Genomic DNA, 17,180 nt, shown 5'->3' with positions numbered 1-17,180 from the left:
CCAATCGCCTCGCCCCTAGCAGGGGCCGCAAGCGGAGGTTACCCGGACCCATGACAACAGCGCTGACCAGGCCGGACGTGCCCGCATCCGTCGCCCTCGCCCAGCTCAACGCGTCCTATGGGCGCGTGTCGCTCGACGAACTGAAGTTGGGGCAGGGCGTTGCCTCGCAGCACAACGAAAACGACGACTTCGGCGAGGAAATCGGTCACCCTGTCTCCGCGCGCTATGAGGACGTCGGCATTAGCGCTTTCGACCAGAGGAAGGAACGCCCCGGATTTCAGGCCCTGTTGAGGGACATTCGGCTAGGGCTTATCGCAATCATCATCGTGTGGCATGCAGACCGGTTGACACGCGATGTAGGCGAGGGACGTGAATTCATCCGCCTCGCCCGAACGTACGGCGTAAAGCTGTTCAGTCAACAGCGGGGCGGAGAGTACAACTTCGAGCGCGCTGCCGGACGTGCCGACTTCCTGCGGGATATCGTCAAGGCAGAAGAGGAGTCCGGGCACAAGAGTGAGCGCGTCGCCCTGTCACACAAGCGCCGTGCCAGGAACGGTGAATGGGGCGGAGGCGTAAGGCCGTTCGGCTGGGGCGTAGACACTGGGCGCGTCCGCTCCTACTGCGTCAACCCGAAAGCGGATATTGCCGACCGGGTTTATGAGGACCGGCCGGTACTGGACATGTCCCAGCACAACGCAGAGGAAGCGGCGGAAATCTGCCACTGGAAAGATGAACTGTTCGCAGGCGTCAAAGTCTCCGTTTTGATCGCGGACATTAATCGGCGAGGCGTCAAGACTGTGTCAGAGAAAGATGGGCGCAAGATGCTGCGCAACGGTCGGAACATCCTCACGTATAAGTGGTCGCGGGAAACCGTTGTAGGTATTCTGACGAGTCCGCGCGTGTCCGGTCACGCCGTTTGGCGGGGCGAAATTGTCGCTCGGAACGTCTATGAACCGATCATTACGGAGGAGGAACGGCAAGCGCTTATCGAGCTTTTCAGCGACCCTAAGCGTCGGACGTCGCCCGGTAATCAGCCTAAGTGGCTGGGCAGCCTCATTTTCGAGTGTGGTCAGTGCGAGGGGGGAGTCATGCGGCAGCGTCTCAAGAGGCCGAGTGACAAAATGCCGTTGTACCTCTGCAATCAGTGCGGCAAGGGTCGGCAGTCTGCCCTGTTGCTCGACGCATACATTGAGGCAACGGTGATTGAGCGCCTGTCGCGGCCGGACGTCGCCGTACTGATGGCGCCCAGGCAGGACGCTGATTTCGGCGCGCTATGCGAGGAGCGGACGCAACTTCAGGGGCGTAAGGACGGGCTAGCCGTAGCGTTCGCTAAAGGCGCTATCGACATGACGCAGCTAGAAGCGGGAACGGCAGAAATCACTAAGCGCCTGGGCGAGATTCAGCGCACCCTGATTGACGCTGTCGGCGAGTCTCCGCTTACGCCGTTCGCCCTCGACCCTGCGAACGCTGAAAGCATCTGGGCCGGATTGAGCCTGGGCCGTAAGCGGGAAATCATCCGCACCCTTATGACAGTCAAGGTCATGCAGGCGCCTACGCGCAGGCGGGGCAGGCGCCCCGCAGGCGCGCCCTCGGAGGAACTCGACGTGTCCACCATCGTCATTACGCCCAAGAGCCTTACGCACGCCCAGGAGCTAGCCGCGTAGCCGTCCGCGCGCAGCGCCCCGCCCTCGACTCTGGGCGGGGCGCTTTCGCGTCTTCGGGGCCGTACAGGGGCAGCCAGGGGCAGCCAGGGGCGCCAGGGGCAGCCGGGGGACGGGCAGGGCGCCGCAGGGACGCCGTAGCGTCCGGCAGGCGCCCAGGGGGCGCCGTAGGGGGCAGGGGCGCAGCGCCGGAAGTACCGGACTGCCCGTGTGCCGAAGGTCTCCCCCAGTCCGCACCCTGAAAGGCAGCGCCCCGGAATCCTAATGCGGATTCCGGGGCGCTGCCCATTTTTGATCTAGCAATCTGCACTGACACGCTTTCAGGAAAGAGGGCGCCCAGGGCTGGCCGATATCCGCATGCGCACAGCATGAGTACATGACTCTTCCAAGAGACGCGCGACGCGTACAGGCGCAGATAGCCGCACACGAACGTTGGCACGCGGACAGACCCGAGCTTGCCGACGATGCCCGGAGAGAACTCAAGGCATTCACTCTGGCCGAACACCTCGCCACAGTGAATGAATGGCCACCCCTCACCGACGAACAGCGGGAACGCCTCGCAGAACTTTTGCTGCCCAACTTCCACCAGTAATGACAGCGCCTCACGCGCGTGCACATTGACAACTCAACAGAGTGCAGCCGAGAGAGACAGCCCATCTATCAGAGAGGCAGAGAATATGCCCAAGAAAAGACGTCCCAGAAAGCCTGTGCCGGCGCCCAGCGGACCCCCGAAAGCAATCAAGGAGTTTGCCCGGCAGTACCGTTGTTCGCATTGCCGATCGAGCGTTGACGGCATCGTTAGAGATCCATCCGGTATTTGGCGCATGGTGGTTGGCCACGACGACACATGCCCGGTATTGCGAGGCGCCCTCACGGACGTGCACGACGCCGTACGGGCAGCCGTAGCGGCAGGCGGAGTTACGGGGGTCATATCTGGCCCATACGGCGAGGGCGTCGAGTGAGTGAGGCGGAGAGAATAGCCCAGTCGAACGGATACAGGCGGCTCACTCTTGCATGGATGCTCAACCCGAATTCGATGGAGTTTGCATCACTGCCCGAGGAAGTTCAGCGCCTTATTTCTCAGGTGGCCGGAGTGCTGCCCGTAGAAGGTCTCGACCCGGAAATAGACGCCCTCATTGAGGGGCAAAAACGCGAGGGAGTCATACTCCGTGAGGTGCAACGGCAACTTGACATTGAGGAAGTTAAGACGCGCGTCCGTAAAATCCTCGCACAGAGAAACGGGGGCGGTCTGTCGTGGGCGCCGATAGACATTGCTGAAGTATGGGAAGCGGCAGGGAGTGAGACACAAACCGACGTCGGTCATTTGTCCGGCGATATGGCGCTAGGTATTTTCTACCGTGGAAAAATCAACGGCGTACATGCCGAGTCGGAAGCGGGCAAGTCGTGGCTTGCCTGTCTGGTGACCGTACAGGAGATCCGGGCGCGCAGGCACGTTGCCTATATCGACTTCGAGGACGACGCAGCCTCTATTGTCCGGCGCCTAAAGCTGCTCGGCGCAAGCCGTGACGAGATAGCCGGTTACTTCCACTACTACAGCCCGAACGGCCCGCTTACGGACGCCGACGAAACCGAGTTTCAACGACTCGTCTCTATCGGCGGCAGCCTCGCCATATTCGACGGCATGACAGAGGCCATGGCATTGGAAGGTTTGAACGGGAAGGATGCCGAGGACGTAGCGGCATGGCATGCAAAGGTGACGAAGCCGTTCGCTGCCGCTCAATGGGCCGTCGCAGTGCTCGACCATGTACCGCACGACGGAAACCGCGCCATCGGCTCACAGCATAAAAAGTCAGCGATTACGGGAGTCTCGTACTTCCTTGACCCTGTCCATCCGATTGGCAGGGGTGTGATCGGAAAGAGCAGACTCCGAGTCGAGAAAGACCGGCCAGCATGGGTGCGCGCCCATGCTGTACCGGGAAAGACTCCGCAACACTTCGCAGACCTAGTGATCGACTTCAAGGAAAAGCCTATGCCCGTAGCCAACCTATGGCCAGCGCGGGCAATGGAAGATAAGGGGTATAGGCCAGAACCTCCGGAGAAGCTGCGTACGGCCGTCCTGGGCTTTGTCGCGGACAGCCCAGGGGTGAGCAAGAGCGCGATACGTAGAGGAGTCACAGGGGGAAACGCAGACATTGACTGGGCGCTGGAATGGCTTATAGATCACGCCCAGGTGATCCCTAAGACTGTCGGGCAGGCTCATAAGCACTACCCTGCCGACCCTGCCGGAACCCTGCCTTAACCCTGCCGTGCGGCAGGGCTGTATGTCCCTTTGCAACCCTGCCTCCCTGCCCCTGCCTATAAGGCAGGGCAGGCGGCAGGGCAGGGAACGGGCCAGGAAAGGCAGAGAGAAAGGAAACAAGATCACGGCAGGGTGCAATGCCGGGGCAGTGCACATCACAAAAATGGGCGCCTTGCATCACTGGACCAATGCAAGAAACGCAGCGAAGATTGAGGCGCATTCGCCATGCCCAACCTGGACAAGGCAATCAGGCTCCGCGCCCCACTGGTCCGGAGCCATTCCCATACCGCCCCGCACGGCGCCCCCACGCTGCCGCCTGGGCGCCCCGCAGGCGCCCGCCGGTACCGGGGGGCGCCCCCCCCCGACGCAGGAGCGCCCCGCACGTGCCCGCCTGGGCGCTCTCGACCGGCAGCCGTGCCGACACAGCAGAGGGGGCAGCCATGACCGAGCAATGCCGCACCCAGGGATGCCCAGGGCACGCGCACGTAAAGGGCCTATGCGCCCCCTGCTACCGGCACGCCAGAGAACAACGGCTAGGACCGTGCACCGTGCCGGACTGCGCGCGCCTCCAGCACTCGCGCGGCATGTGCCTTACCCACTACCACCGCGAATGGCGGGCCGAACGTCGAGCGCGCGGACTCTGAGCGCCTGCGATTTTTAGTGGGGCACGCTTCCCAGCCCCGGCCCAAACTCGGAAAAAATTGCGCGGGGCGAATTCTGGCGGAACGATCACCCGTACGGCTGCTAACAGCGTGCCGAGTCTCGTGTCCCGAGGTAGACGTATTACATGCAACAGATGAGAGGGAAATCGAGTAGCGCTGTCACGTCGCTTGTCGGAGCTCTGATCGGGGGTCTGGCAGGCAGCATGCTCGTCTACGCCCACGGAGAGAGGGAACTCAAAGCGAACGCGGAGGCGAGGCAGGCCGACGCTCGACGGACCGCGTACGTCCAGTTTGAAGCAAGCTTTGAGTCCTTCAAGAATGCGAGCAAGGCAGTACGAAACTACCTCCAGGCGACGGCGACGGAACGCCTGAATCAGTGGAACCGTCAGTACATCCCGGCCCGCCAAAATCTGTGGCAGACAGAGGCGGCAGCAAAACTGGTTGCTTCGGAGGAAAACATCAAATTGTTGGAGTGGTCGCACTCCAAATCCGAGCAGGTTGACACTCTGCTGTGGAGGGCCTTCAACGGCTGGGAGCCTCTCAATTCCAATCAGTTCGATAATGAGTTGGGGGCATGTGATGACGCTGTCAAGGAGTTGATGAAAAATGCACGCGACGAGGTGCTTTAGCCAGGCTTTAGCCACGATCTTGCAAAGGTTCCCGCTCCGCCGGCACTCGCCGTTCCGGAGCCGTTCAAATCGCCCTCGATGGGCAGCCCCGTCATTCCCGTAGGACCATTTAGGAGAGAAAGCATGTGTGACTGTTTGATACCCCTCGCCGAGGTAGCGAAGGAAACCCGGCGTTCCGCGTTGAAGGTGCGCGAGGAGTGCGCAGAGCTGGGTATGTCGATTCGCGAAACCTGGTCCGGGCACCCTGCGATAAGCGAGAGTGACGCGCGCGCCCTGGTGAACGGCACGGCTCGACGCGCGCAGGAGCACGAGCGCGCTTTGAGCGCACACCTACGCGCCGTTGAAGAATGGCGGGAAGGGCGCGAGGCTGCCGTAAGGGCGGGGGCAAACGCAGCCCAGGAAAAGGAGACGCGTCGAGCAATGCGGAGCAGGCGCCTGTCCGGCGCGGACGGCCCCCTTTCTCCGGGCGAGGTAGCGGCAGCTCGACGCGAGGGCGCCATGCACGCAGGCGAGCAATACGAGCGGCGTAATCCTCGCCCAGAATTTATGGGCAGCCGTGACTACGTAAAACTCGCGTACGTCGACGAATCGGAAGAGGGTTCGCTAGTCGCTGCGGCAGTCGGTGCACTGCGAGGCGCAGCGAAAAGAAAGACGCCGTCCGGAATCGAGGTTGAGTAGTCATGGAAACAAGCACGCTGAGAACGGGCAGGGTCGAAAGGGCGGACGCTATGCGGGGCGCCTCTGTCTTCCCTGCGGAGTGGGGGCCGCCTGTCGGGCGCCCGCTGTCCGAGGAGCGCGCGCGTTGGGTCCTGGCCAGGGTGCAGGAGCATCGGGCGAGGAAGCGCGTCGAGCGTCGCGCGGAGGTCGAGCGAGTCAAGGCAGAAATCTTCGAGCGGCAGAAATACTTGCTCCTGACGCGCGAGCGCTGAACAGTCGACCACGGAAACGCCCCCTCCTGTCTCGCCTACGGGCGGACGGAGGGGGCGTTTCCTGCGTCTAGTGATGTGCGGGAGGCGGATCGTACTCGAACACCTCAATAAAGCATGAGTCGCAATACAAGCGATCTTCCTCGTGGTCTGAAGGATGAAGGCGAGTAAACGGGAATTGCCGAAAACAGCGGTCGCATCTCCCTGCGAATGCCATATTCGCCAGATCGCTTGCCCGGGCCATGCGTCGCATAAGTTCCCCTATGCTGCCTCATCCAAGATTTCCCGCACCTCTGGCACGTCCTGGTACTCCTCAAGTCTACGCAGGACCACCTTTACGCGCTCTGCTGTCCGCTCGCTTGCCACGTCCGCAGAAAGCGTGATGACGCGCTGGGCGGTTGCTGCTGCCTCCTCCGGCTCGTTAGCATCAGCCAAAGCAACGGCAAGCCAAGAAAGGTAGAGAGCAAGTTCTCTCGTATGCGTTGCGTCGTACCGGGCGAGGACTTCCCGCAGCAACGGCACGGCGCGCAATGGGCGCTTCAGCTCCGTATAGACGCGCGATTCCATGACTTGCAATTCGCCTGCCTCAACCCAGTAGAGGTACTGGGGAGATTCGCGGCCCTCGCTATCTTCGGCCAGAGCTTCGGATGCCTCGCCCAGGGCGCGCATTGCAGGCTGCGCCTCATTAGCTTTCGTATGCGCCCAGGCGACGCGGTCAAGGTACAGCGCACGTGCTTTCGGGGACGCGTCGTCGCCTGCCTGTTCCAGCGCTGCGCGAGCGAGCAACAAGCCTTGCTGTTCCTGTCCGGTATTGCTGTACTGATAAGCAAGCGATCCGGCGAGATTACCGACTAGCGTTGCGTCCCCCGCTTGCTGGGCAGCACTCATGCCCAGTTTGTAAATACGTTCCGCCTCCTCGTGGCGCCCAGCGTCAGAGGCAATCCATCCGGCGATCTGTGCCAACTCGCCAATCTGGGAAAGCAAAGCGCGCCCGATATCCTCTGTGTGGCTTCCCTCGCGGTAGAGCTTGATAGCGGATTTCAGCTCACGCAGCGCAGGCCCGATTAGGTCACCCCCTGCCAGGACGTCATCCGCAAGGCGCAGACCGTGGACGCGTCCGGCTAGGTCCGTCACATCACCCGCGCCAATACGGCGCCCCTGACGCACCTTCAAAGGGGTAAGCGGATCAGTCTCCGGCAGGAAGTCAGCGACGGTTACCGGGGCGCTTCCCTGGGCACCCATTGCGGCTGCCTGTTCAAGCTCGACCGCAGGCACGCCGAGCGCGGCAGCAAGGAACGGAAGCCATTCGCGCGGAGTGCGTTTGCCTTTCTCCCACCGGTAAACGTCCTGCCTCGTAAGTGTGTCGGGCGGTAAACCGGCCGCGCGGCAAGCCTCTGCCGCTAGCCGTGCCTGACTCCACCCCTCGCCCAGCCGCAGGCGCCGGATCATGTGGGCCGCTGTCTCTCCGCGCATGTCTCAAGTCTGGCCTACAACGGGCCTACATGGGGCCGCTAGGCAGCGACTCAGCCGGACGGGAGCTTGGACAGACAGCAAGTACCCCCGCGACGCGGCGAACGTCCGGGGGCGTGGCCAACGCTTCAGAGGAGCGCTGACAATGTCCTACCTATCACGAACCCTCGAACGGGTGAGAGCCGTATTCCGGCGACGCACCCCCGGCAAGCACACTGCCGCCTATACACCCCCCGCTGCGCCCCCAGCGCCCCGCAGGCGCCCCACGCCGGACGTCTGGGGTGCGAGGCTGGTCACAGCGCGCAGGACCCGCAGGGAGCGGCACGCCCCGCCCCCGGCCCAGTCGCGGCAGCCGCGTCCGCAGGAGCGCGCCGAGCGGTTCCCACCCCGCGACTGGGAGGCAGAGGAAGCCTGGGAACGCACGGGCTCCCTGGTCCGGCCTTACGTGGCACACATCGTTCCCCAGCCGAGGAGCGCCCGCGCAGGCGCCCAGGTGGGCCCCGGGGGGCGCGTCCAGTGATGACCATTGAGGTGTACCGGATCAATCCGGAAACCGGCGTCCGCACCGAAGTGCGCCGAAAGCACACAGTGAAACCTGCGACCGTGCCTGATCTCTCCAGCGGATATCCGCCCTGCGCGTGTCCGCACTGCGAGGGAAAGGGCAGCAGGATCAGGCTGCATGCCCTTGTGGCCGAAGCAAACCGGCGCAGCAGGGGGGAACTGTGACCCGCTCGATCATCAAAGCCGCTGAATGGACACTCGGGCCGGAAACCGGCGCGGGCACCCCGCAGGGCATCTACTCCGCCGAGTGCCTCGCGTGTGGGGCGCAGGCGCAACCAACTGACAATGAGCGTTTGCCAGTTGAGGTCTGGGCGCTGAAACACACGGGCCTGAATCCGACACACCGTCAGTTCAAGGCGATGGCGGAAACCTTCTGGCGCGTGACTCCAGCCGAGGGCAACCCCTACCGCGAGAGCGACGCACCCCAGGGCGCCATACAGGGCGCCTAGCACCACCCCCGATGGCTGCCGCTCCGGGGCGCTGCGAGGCGCAAGGGCAGCACGCATGACCCCGTCCCGGTGCCCCCGTCCAGGGCGGTCCCCAGCGCCCCCAACTGTGCGAGCAAGGCACGCAGTTGGGGGCGCCTCGCGTCTGTGCCCCGACCTGCGAGTTTGCCGCCCGCGCGCGTTCGGCTACACAGGGTCGCGCCCCTGTGGGAGTATTGAGGTGCACAAACCCGGAGTCGACTTGCCGGACCCGGAGGGGCCCATCACGGCGACGACCTCGCCGGGGTGGATGGAGAAGCCCGCGCCGTCGAGGGCGGCCGTCGGCCCGTAGGCCTTGTGCAGGTCCCGGGCCACCAGCAGGGAGCCGGCCGGCGCGGGCGGGTGAGGGGGCGTGCGGTTCACGGGGTCACCGCCTCCGCGAGCCTGTCCAGGCGCGCGGCGGTGAGCTCCAGCCAGCGCAGGTCGGCCTCCAGGTGGAACAGGGCGTGGTCGCAGATGAGCTGGTCGGCCAGGTCGCCCGTGCGTTTGCGGTCGGTCAGGATCCGCATCATGCGCAGGTGCTCGGCCCGCTGGGTGTCGAGGATGTCGGCGGCGTCGCGCCGGGTGAGCAGCGCGAGGACGACCTTGGTGTAGAGGGTCGACTGGAGGTACGGCTCGGGCTTCTCCGGCGTCGCCAGCCACCGCTCGACGTCGGTGACGCCGGCCTCGGTGATCGCGTACCGCTTCCGCTCGGGTCCGTCGCCCGGCTCGATGCCGTCGACTTCGACGAGCCCGTTCTTCAGCAGGCGGGACATCGTCGAGTAGACCTGGCCGTAGTGCAGCGGCCGGTCGTGACCGAACTTCTCGTCGAAGGCCCGCTTGAGGTCGTAACCGTGGCGGGGCCCGGACTCCAGGAGTCCCAGGAGTGTGTGACCGATGGACATGGCGAGCACTGTACGCACCATGTATACGCCGTGTGTATACGCCGCGTGCGGGGACCGTGGCGGCCCGTGCGCCCGCGCAGGTGGCGGCCGATTGTCACGGTTCTGGAACAGAGGCCCGGCCGGTGGCCGCGGTCGGGCGCACCGCCGGGTGCCCGCACTGTCGCGTGCGTCGCACTTTGCCTCCCGGAGGCAACCCTCGGCGCCCGCCGGCCGTCGGCTCTGTTGGGGCGGGTGCTGATTCTCACGCCCGCGGAACGCCGGATCGGCGGGCCTTTGCCGCACCTCACGGTGTTAGCTTTCTGAGCTGACCTGTGCGGCGAACCTGTGTGACATCCGAGCACACATGAGCGAAGCGGAGCGGAACGGACCAATGGGACGAGCGGAAGAGAGACGAGCGCGGCAGCGCGGTGCCCGCCGCGCGACGCCCCTGAGCTCGTCCGGAACGACGGCCACCACGGACGCGTCCGGGGCGCCGGCGGCCGGGGGCGGCCGGGCCGCGGCCCGCAGGGCGGCCAAGGGCAGGAGCAAGGGCAAGGGCGGCAACGGGAACGGCGACGGCAGGAGTCTCATACGCCGGCTGTTCACCTGGAAGAAGATCGTCGGCACGGTCTTCGGCTTCACCCTGCTCGGCATGCTCGCCTTCGTCGTGCTCTACATGATGATCGACATCCCCAAGGGGAACGCCGACGCGACGCTGCAGAGCAACGTCTACAAGTACAGCGACGGCAGCCTCATGACCCGCACCGGCGAGCGCAACCGCGAGATCGTGGACCTGGCGAAGGTGCCCAAGAAGGTCCAGCTCACCTTTGTCGCCGCCGAGAACAAGACCTTCTACAAGGACGCGGGCGTCGACTTCCGGGGCACGGCCCGCGGCCTGATCAACACGCTCTCCGGCAAGGGCGCGCAGGGCGGCTCGACGATCACCCAGCAGTACGTCAAGAACTACTACCTGACCCAGAACCAGACCATCACGCGCAAGCTGAAGGAACTGGTCATCTCCCTGAAGCTGGACCGCGAGAAGTCCAAGGACTACATCCTCGCCGGCTACATCAACACCAGCTACTACGGCCGCGGCGCCTACGGAATCCAGGCCGCCGCCCAGGCCTACTACCGCGTCGACGCCGAGAAGCTCTCCGTCCAGCAGGGCGCCTACCTCGCCGCGCTGCTCCAGGCGCCGAGCCAGTACGACTGGGCGGTCGCCTCCGACACCGGCAGGGAGCTGGTCAGGAATCGCTGGAACTACGTCCTGGACAACATGGTCGAGGAGGGCTGGCTGGACAAGACCAAGCGCCAGGAGATGAAGTTCCCGATCCCGAAGGCGCCCAAGGCCGCGCCCGGCATGGGCGGCCAGGTCGGCTACCTGGTCGACGCGGCCAACGCCCAGCTGGCCCGGCATCTGGTGGCCCAGGGCACCGCGGACAACACCAACGACGCCATGACGATGGTCAACGCCGGCGGCTGGACCGTCACGCTCAACATCGAGAAGAAGAAGCAGACGGCGCTGGAGAAGGCCGCCAAGTCGCAGCTCACCAGCAAGCTGGACAAGAAGAAGCGCAAGGTCGACGGCAACGTCCAGGCCGGCGCCGTGTCCGTGAACCCGAAGACCGGCGCGGTCGTCGCCATGTACGGCGGCAAGAACTACTACGAGCACTACCGCAACAACGCCACCCGCACCGACTACCAGCCCGCCTCCACGTTCAAGCCGGTCATCCTCGCCGCCGCCCTCGACGAGGGCGCCGAGACGCAGGACGGGAAGACGATCAGCGCGAACACCGTCTACGACGGCACCAGCAACCGCCAGGTCGTCGACGGCGGCAGCAAGGTCGGGTTCGCCCCCGAGAACGAGGACCACCAGAACTACGGCGACATCACCGTCCAGACGGCGATGAACAAGTCCGTCAACTCCGTCTTCGCGCAGATGGGCGTCGACGTCGGCATGGACAAGGTGCTCGAGGTCGCCGGACACCTGGGCATGGACACCGCCGACCTGCAGGCGGTGCCCGCGCAGACCCTCGGCACCATGGGCGCCAGCCCGCTGCAGATGGCCGGCGTCTACGCCACCCTCGACAACCACGGCAAGAAGGTCACCCCGACCATCATCAAGGCCGTCGAGCACAGCACCCACAGCGTCGAGCTGCCCGACCCGATCGGCGCGCAGGTCATCAGCCGGGAGGCCGCCGACACGGTCACCTCCGTGCTCACCGGCGTGGTCGACGACGGTACGGCCAAGGTGTCGGTGCGGGACAACGCCCAGCGCGACGGGCGCAAGGTCGCCGGCAAGACCGGCACCTCCGACGAGAACCGGTCGGCCTGGTTCACCGGCTACACGCCCGACCTGGTCACCTCGGTCGGCCTGTTCGGCGAGGACGCCAAGACCGGCGCGCAGGTCTCGATGTACAACGCGGGCGGCCTGCCCCGCGTCAACGGCGGCGGCTTCCCGGCGCAGATCTGGGCGGCGTACACCTTCGGCGTCTCCAAGACCGGCCTGAAGTTCGACCTGGAGACCACGCAGGGCGCGGCGGTCCAGCCGACGTCCTCGCCGACGGTCAGCGAGACGCCGAGCGAGACGCCCAGCGAGACGCCGACCAGCGAGACGCCGACCAGCGAGGCGCCGACGTCGCAGGCACCGACCGAGACGCCGAGCCAGACGCCGAGCCAGACACCCAGCCAGACGCCGAGCCAGACGCCGAGCCAGACCCCGACGAGCGGCAACCCGGTCGATCCGGTCAACCCGGTGGCCCCGTAGCGGGCGACCACGCGTGAAGGGCGCCCGGCGGCGATTCGCCGGGCGCCCTTCACGCGTTCCTGGGGCCGGTGGGGCCCAGCAGGCACCTACGTCCGGTTCAGCTCGAACCAGACCACCTTCCCGGTGCTCAGCCGCGTCGCCCCCCACCGCCTGGCCATCTTGTTCACCAGGTACAGCCCGCGCCCGCCCTCGTCGGTCGCCCGGGCCTGCCTCAGCCGCGGCAGCTGCGGCACGTCGTCGCCGACCTCGCAGCGCAGCACGTCGGTCCGCAGCAGCCGCAGCGTGACCGGCCGCGAGGAGTACCGCACCGCGTTCGTGACGACCTCGCTCACCAGGAGCTCCACGGAGTCACTCAGCTCCTCCATGTCCCAGCGGGCCAGCGCGCGCCGGGCCAGCCGGCGGGCCCGGCCGGGCGCCGCGTCCTCCGGCTCCAGGAACCAGTACGCCACGTCGCTCGGCGCGATCCCGTCGAAGCGGGCGGCGAGCAGCGCGATGTCGTCGTCCCGGTCGCCCGGGCCGAGCATGTCCAGCACCTCGTCGCACAGCGCCTCCAGCGGCGGCGGATGGTCGGGCCCGGTCAGCTGCGCGGTCGCGGCGAGCTTCTCGCGCAGCTGCTCTATGCCCGTCCACACGTCCCGCAGCCGGGACTCGACCAGGCCGTCGGTGTAGAGCAGCAGGGTCGCCCCGGCGGGCGCGTCCAGCTCCACGGCCTCGAAGTCGACGCCGCCCACCCCGATCGGCGCCCCCGGCGGCACCCGCAGCACCTCCGCCCGGCCGCCCAGGTGCAGCAGGACGGGCGGCGGATGGCCGGCGTTGGCGATCGTGATCCGGTGCGAGACCGGGTCGTAGACGGCGTACAGGCAGGTCGCCATGCGGTCCGTGCCGAGCCGCTGCGCCTGCTCGTCGAGGTGGTGCAGCACCTCCTGCGGCGGCAGGTCCAGGCCCGCGAGGGTCTGCGCCGTGGTCCGCAGCTGGCCCATGATCGCGGCCGACGTCATGGAGTGCCCCATCACGTCCCCGACGACCAGCGCGACCCGGCTGCCCGGCAGCGGGATCGCGTCGTACCAGTCGCCGCCGACGCGCGCGGTCTCGGCGGCCGGCAGGTAACGCGACGCCAGCCGCACGCCCGTCGGGCGGGGCAGGGTCTCCGGCAGCATGGTGCGCTGCAGCTCGTCGGCGATGTACGCCTCACGCCCGTACAGCACGGCCTTGTCGATGCCGAGCGCGCTGTGCGTGGCGAGCTGGGCCGCCACCAGCAGGTCGTCCGGCTCGAAGGCGAGGCGCTCCGGGCGGCGCAGGAACAGCGCGGCGCCGATCACCCGGCGCCGGCCGCGCAGCGGGGCGAGGATCGCCCGCTGCCCGTCCGGCACGCAGAACTCGCCGCCGTCGCCGATGAGCTCCGGCAGCGCCGCGCGCGCGGCGGGCGCGTCCGTGAAGACCGGGCGGACTCCCCGCAGCACCTCGGCGAGCGCGCTGCCGGGCCGCACCTCGCACAGCTCCGCACCGAGCGCCGCGAGCTCCGGGAAGTCCGGCGACTCGGCCTGCGGCACCGGCGCGAAGCCGCCCTCGGTGTCCCGCTCCGCCGGGATCCGGTCGGTGCGGCGCAGCCGCAGCAGCAGCGGGCCGGTGGGCCGTTCGTCGCCGACCGGCAGCGGATCGCGCAGGTAGACGAGGATCGCGTCGGAGAAGGTCGGCACGGTGGCCCGGCACAGCCCCATGACGATCTCGTCCAGGTCGATGCCGCGGGCGATCCGCCGGGTCGCGGCCCCCACGAACCTCAGCCGGTCCCCGTCCCGCCGCATGGGCGTGGGCCGCCCGGGCGGCAGCCCCTGACCGGTGCGCCGCTCCGGGCCCGGGCCGGCCTGCGGGCGCTCCTGCTCGCCGCCCGGCTGGACCGGGATCGTCTCGGACACCGGCCGCGGACGGTGGGTGCCGGGCTCGACGCCGGCGGGCTGGGAGTGCTCCGGGTCGGTGCCGACGGGATCCGTGCCCGCGCCGCGCGGCACGGCCGTACCCGGCGTCGAGGGCGTCTCACCCGTGCGCGCCTGAAGAGGTAAGGCCGCAGCACCGGCCGGCGGCGTGACCGGCGTCGGGGTGTGCAGGAGCGCCCCGCGAGGGTCCGCGGGGTCGGCGCCCGGCTGCGGGCGTTCGAAGGAGATGGGCTGCTCCGTCACGCGTGTCGAATCCGTCCGTCCGGGGCTGCGCGCCGTGCGTGCAGTTCGTCCCGCAGGAATCCCGATACCCGGAATACGTGTCCCCGGAACGGAATTCCCGCGTGGTCAGAGGTTGTTCCTGTGTCACCGGCGACTCTTTCGTGACTCGCGCCGGTGTTCCCCTCGTACCCCTCGCTCACGTCCTGCCGCCCCTCGGTGACGTCGTCAAGCCCAGCGCATGCTCCGGGAGTTGCCACTGTGCGCCCTTGCGGAGGACGATCCTACGGTTGTGGGCCGGGGGCGCATCAAGGGTCTCATGCGGACACGTGCGCGGACGTACGGTCCCAGTCCTCCGGCAGAGACGGTACCCCCCAGGACGGATCCGGGCGCCAGTTCTGCCAGCCCTCCGAGAACGGCGGCCCCCAGGCGTGGATCACCTCCACCGCCGACGCGCCCGCCTCCCGCACCCGCCGGGCGAGCCCGGCGTCCATCAGCCCGTCCTGCTGGGCCTGCGCGAACTCGTCCTCGTCGTGCCAGCACCAACTGCGGTCCGGCCGCACCGAGATGTCCAGGAAGTGGTCCTCGGAGTCCACCCCGCCCTCCCAGCGGGCCAGCGGCTGCTCGAGGTTCACGTACCAGTTCTTGAACGTCCAGCCCGGCTCCCAGAACAGCCACACCGACCAGGGCTCGCCCGGCCGGGCCAGCTTCAGCACGCCCGTGCCGAACCACCGGTCGCGCCGGACGGTCCGCGGCTTGGTGTACCGGGACCGCAGCGGCTCCCGGTGCAGCGGGGTGCCGTCCGCGAGCACCGGCTTGACGCACTCCGTCCCGGGCGCCATCCAGACGGCGAGGACCTCCTCGTCGTCCCGTACGACGGTGACCGGGCGCGCGATGTGGAAGCGCTCGCCCGCGTTCTCCCGGTACCGCCACAGGATCTGGCTCCCGGGCGCCCAGAACGCCGTCGAACCGCCTGATTCCCCGTCCGCTCTCACCGCTCTCACCGCTCCGCCCTCTGCCATGAACAGATTTTAGGTGCCCCAGGCATACGACGCCGCGGAACGCGGCACGGTTCACGGTGCCGTGGCGAAAGGTTACGGACGCGTCATACGCAGGACATCCAGGGCCTCGTCGAGCTGTTCGACGGTCAGGTCCCCGCGCTCCACGTACCCGCTCTCCAGGACGACCTCACGGATCGTCCTCCGCTCCGCCAGCGACCTCTTGGCGACCTTCGCGGCCTCCTCGTAGCCGATGTACTTGTTGAGCGGGGTGACCACCGAGGGCGACGACTCGGCGTACTCGCGGGCGCGGTCGCGGTGGGCGACGATCCCGTCGACGGTGCGGTCGGCCAGCAGCCGGCTGACGTTCGCGAGCAGCCGGACCGACTCCAGCACGTTCTCGGCGATGACCGGAAGCATCACGTTCAGCTCGAAGTTGCCCGACGCCCCGGCGGCGGCGACGGTGGCGTCGTTGCCGATCACCTGCGCGGCGACCATGAGCACGGCCTCGGGGACGACCGGGTTGACCTTGCCCGGCATGATCGACGAACCCGGCTGCAGGTCCGGCAGGCTGATCTCGGCCAGTCCCGTACGCGGCCCGGACGACATCCACCGCAGGTCGTTGGCGATCTTCGTCAGCCCCACGGCGACGGTCCGCAGCTGCCCGCTGGTCTCGACGATCCCGTCCCGCGCGCCCTGCGCCTCGAAGTGGTCGCGGGCCTCGGTGAGCGGCAGCCCGGTGACCCGGGCGACCTCCTCGATCACCGCGGCGGAGAACCCGGGCGGGGTGTTGATGCCGGTGCCCACGGCGGTGCCCCCGAGGGGCAGCTCGGCGAGCCGGGGCAGCGAGGCGTACAGCCGCTCCACGCCGTAGCGCATCTGGGCGGCGTACCCGCCGAACTCCTGCCCCAGCGTCACGGGCGTGGCGTCCATCAGGTGCGTGCGCCCCGCCTTCACGACGTCCGCGAACTCCTCCGACTTGCGCTCCAGGGCGGCGGCGAGGTGCTCCAGGGCCGGGATCAGGTCGCGGGTGACGGCGGCGGTGGCGGCGATGTGGATCGAGGACGGGAAGACGTCGTTGGACGACTGCGAGGCGTTGACGTGGTCGTTCGGGTGCACGGCCCGCCCGAGGCGCTCGCTCGCCAGGGTGGCGATGACCTCGTTGGCGTTCATGTTGGACGAGGTGCCGGACCCGGTCTGGAAGACGTCGACGGGGAAGTGCTCGTCCCACTCACCGCGGGCGACCTCCGCCGCCGCCTCCTGGATCGCCCCGGCGACGTCCTCGTCGAGCACTCCGAGCCGCGCGTTCACCTTGGCGGCGGCGCCCTTGATCCGGGCGAGCGCCTCGATGTGGGCGCGCTCCAGGCGCCGGCCGGAGACGGGGAAGTTCTCCACGGCCCGCTGCGTCTGCGCCCGCCACTTGGCATCCGCAGGCACCCGCACCTCGCCCATGGAGTCCCGCTCGATGCGGTACCCGCCCTTGTCCTGCTCGTCGCCCATCGACGATCACCTCCACGATCCACAGCACCGACGACGGGCCCCCTGTTCCCCGCAGGAGCGAATTGTCACGGGCACCACTCAGCCCGTCCGGGGTCCGGGGTCCGGGGACGGAGGCCGCCACGGGGCCCGTCCGGGGCTCGGGGCGGAGGCCCACCACTCGGCCCGTGCGGCGTTCGAGGACGAGGCCCGTTCAGGGCCGAACGGGGGCCGGGGCGGAGCCCCGGGAGCGGGGTCGCAGGGGGCGGCAG

General features: G+C 67.5%; 10 protein-coding genes and 1 pseudogene. 5 read left to right on the top strand and 6 right to left on the bottom strand.

Annotated elements, in window-relative coordinates:
- The first annotated feature begins 50 nt into the window (after nucleotides 1-50).
- From ACH4ZX_RS05895 to ACH4ZX_RS05885, 3 genes are all read left to right on the top strand, one after another.
- On the top strand, nucleotides 51-1,664 hold the full coding sequence (locus ACH4ZX_RS05895; RefSeq protein WP_398268086.1) for a recombinase family protein: 1,614 nt from the start codon (nucleotides 51-53) through the stop codon (nucleotides 1,662-1,664).
- Between the two features lie 955 nt (nucleotides 1,665-2,619).
- Nucleotides 2,620-3,921: a hypothetical protein gene (locus tag ACH4ZX_RS05890; RefSeq protein ID WP_398268083.1), complete on the top strand. Its 1,302-nt coding sequence runs from the start codon at nucleotides 2,620-2,622 to the stop codon at nucleotides 3,919-3,921.
- An 865-nt stretch (nucleotides 3,922-4,786) separates the two neighbouring features.
- Nucleotides 4,787-5,212 carry a hypothetical protein gene (locus ACH4ZX_RS05885; protein ID WP_398268080.1) on the top strand — a complete coding sequence of 142 codons (426 nt, stop codon included), beginning with the start codon at nucleotides 4,787-4,789 and terminating at the stop codon, nucleotides 5,210-5,212.
- Nucleotides 5,213-6,399: 1,187 nt separating this feature from the next.
- On the opposite strand, the gene ACH4ZX_RS05880 is transcribed toward ACH4ZX_RS05885, so the two are convergent.
- Nucleotides 6,400-7,611, bottom strand: coding sequence for a transcriptional regulator (locus ACH4ZX_RS05880; RefSeq protein WP_398268077.1), 1,212 nt, complete (start codon nucleotides 7,609-7,611; stop codon nucleotides 6,400-6,402).
- Nucleotides 7,612-8,330: 719 nt separating this feature from the next.
- Here ACH4ZX_RS05880 and ACH4ZX_RS05875 point away from each other — a divergent pair.
- A complete protein-coding gene (locus ACH4ZX_RS05875; protein WP_398268074.1) occupies nucleotides 8,331-8,618 on the top strand; it encodes a hypothetical protein in 288 nt (95 codons plus the stop codon).
- Between the two features lie 231 nt (nucleotides 8,619-8,849).
- Here the strand turns inward: ACH4ZX_RS05875 and ACH4ZX_RS05870 are convergent.
- Nucleotides 8,850-9,017, bottom strand: a pseudogene (locus ACH4ZX_RS05870) (ATP-binding cassette domain-containing protein); the annotation flags it as partial.
- Complete coding sequence (locus ACH4ZX_RS05865; protein WP_398268071.1) at nucleotides 9,014-9,538, bottom strand: PadR family transcriptional regulator; 525 nt, start codon at nucleotides 9,536-9,538, stop codon at nucleotides 9,014-9,016. The pseudogene ACH4ZX_RS05870 and the gene ACH4ZX_RS05865, both read right to left, overlap by 4 nt.
- 370 nt (nucleotides 9,539-9,908) lie before the next feature.
- Between ACH4ZX_RS05865 and ACH4ZX_RS05860 the strand changes: the two genes are divergently transcribed.
- The gene (locus ACH4ZX_RS05860) at nucleotides 9,909-12,284 is read left to right on the top strand and encodes a transglycosylase domain-containing protein (RefSeq protein WP_398268067.1); all 2,376 of its coding nucleotides are present in this window, start codon (nucleotides 9,909-9,911) and stop codon (nucleotides 12,282-12,284) included.
- 86 nt (nucleotides 12,285-12,370) lie between these two features.
- Here ACH4ZX_RS05860 and ACH4ZX_RS05855 read toward each other — a convergent pair whose 3' ends face one another.
- The 3 genes from ACH4ZX_RS05855 to ACH4ZX_RS05845 all read right to left on the bottom strand — a co-directional run bounded on the left by ACH4ZX_RS05855 (nucleotide 12,371) and on the right by ACH4ZX_RS05845 (nucleotide 16,932).
- Nucleotides 12,371-14,458: a SpoIIE family protein phosphatase gene (locus tag ACH4ZX_RS05855; RefSeq protein WP_398268064.1), complete on the bottom strand. Its 2,088-nt coding sequence runs from the start codon at nucleotides 14,456-14,458 to the stop codon at nucleotides 12,371-12,373.
- Nucleotides 14,459-14,751: 293 nt separating this feature from the next.
- Entirely contained in the window at nucleotides 14,752-15,456 is a 705-nt protein-coding gene (locus tag ACH4ZX_RS05850) for a DUF402 domain-containing protein (RefSeq protein ID WP_398268061.1), read from the bottom strand.
- Between the two features lie 72 nt (nucleotides 15,457-15,528).
- Nucleotides 15,529-16,932: a class II fumarate hydratase gene (locus ACH4ZX_RS05845; RefSeq protein WP_398268058.1), complete on the bottom strand. Its 1,404-nt coding sequence runs from the start codon at nucleotides 16,930-16,932 to the stop codon at nucleotides 15,529-15,531.
- Between the last annotated feature and the right edge of the window lie 248 nt (nucleotides 16,933-17,180).

It is taken from the genome of Streptomyces sp. NPDC020490, assembly GCF_044335305.1.
In the GTDB taxonomy this organism is placed as follows: domain Bacteria; phylum Actinomycetota; class Actinomycetes; order Streptomycetales; family Streptomycetaceae; genus Streptomyces.
This window is presented reverse-complemented; position numbering and strand designations above follow the sequence as displayed.

What these genes read in the sequence shown, in the direction of transcription:
- ACH4ZX_RS05895 (WP_398268086.1), top strand. Translation starts at nt 51, where the DNA reads ATGACAACAGCGCTGACCAGGCCGGACGTGCCCGCATCCGTCGCCCTC.
- ACH4ZX_RS05885 (WP_398268080.1), top strand. Translation starts at nt 4,787, where the DNA reads ATGCTCGTCTACGCCCACGGAGAGAGGGAACTCAAAGCGAACGCGGAG.
- ACH4ZX_RS05880 (WP_398268077.1), bottom strand. Translation starts at nt 7,611, where the DNA reads ATGCGCGGAGAGACAGCGGCCCACATGATCCGGCGCCTGCGGCTGGGC.
- ACH4ZX_RS05865 (WP_398268071.1), bottom strand. Translation starts at nt 9,538, where the DNA reads ATGTCCATCGGTCACACACTCCTGGGACTCCTGGAGTCCGGGCCCCGC.
- ACH4ZX_RS05860 (WP_398268067.1), top strand. Translation starts at nt 9,909, where the DNA reads ATGGGACGAGCGGAAGAGAGACGAGCGCGGCAGCGCGGTGCCCGCCGC.
- ACH4ZX_RS05850 (WP_398268061.1), bottom strand. Translation starts at nt 15,456, where the DNA reads ATGGCAGAGGGCGGAGCGGTGAGAGCGGTGAGAGCGGACGGGGAATCA.
- ACH4ZX_RS05845 (WP_398268058.1), bottom strand. Translation starts at nt 16,932, where the DNA reads ATGGGCGACGAGCAGGACAAGGGCGGGTACCGCATCGAGCGGGACTCC.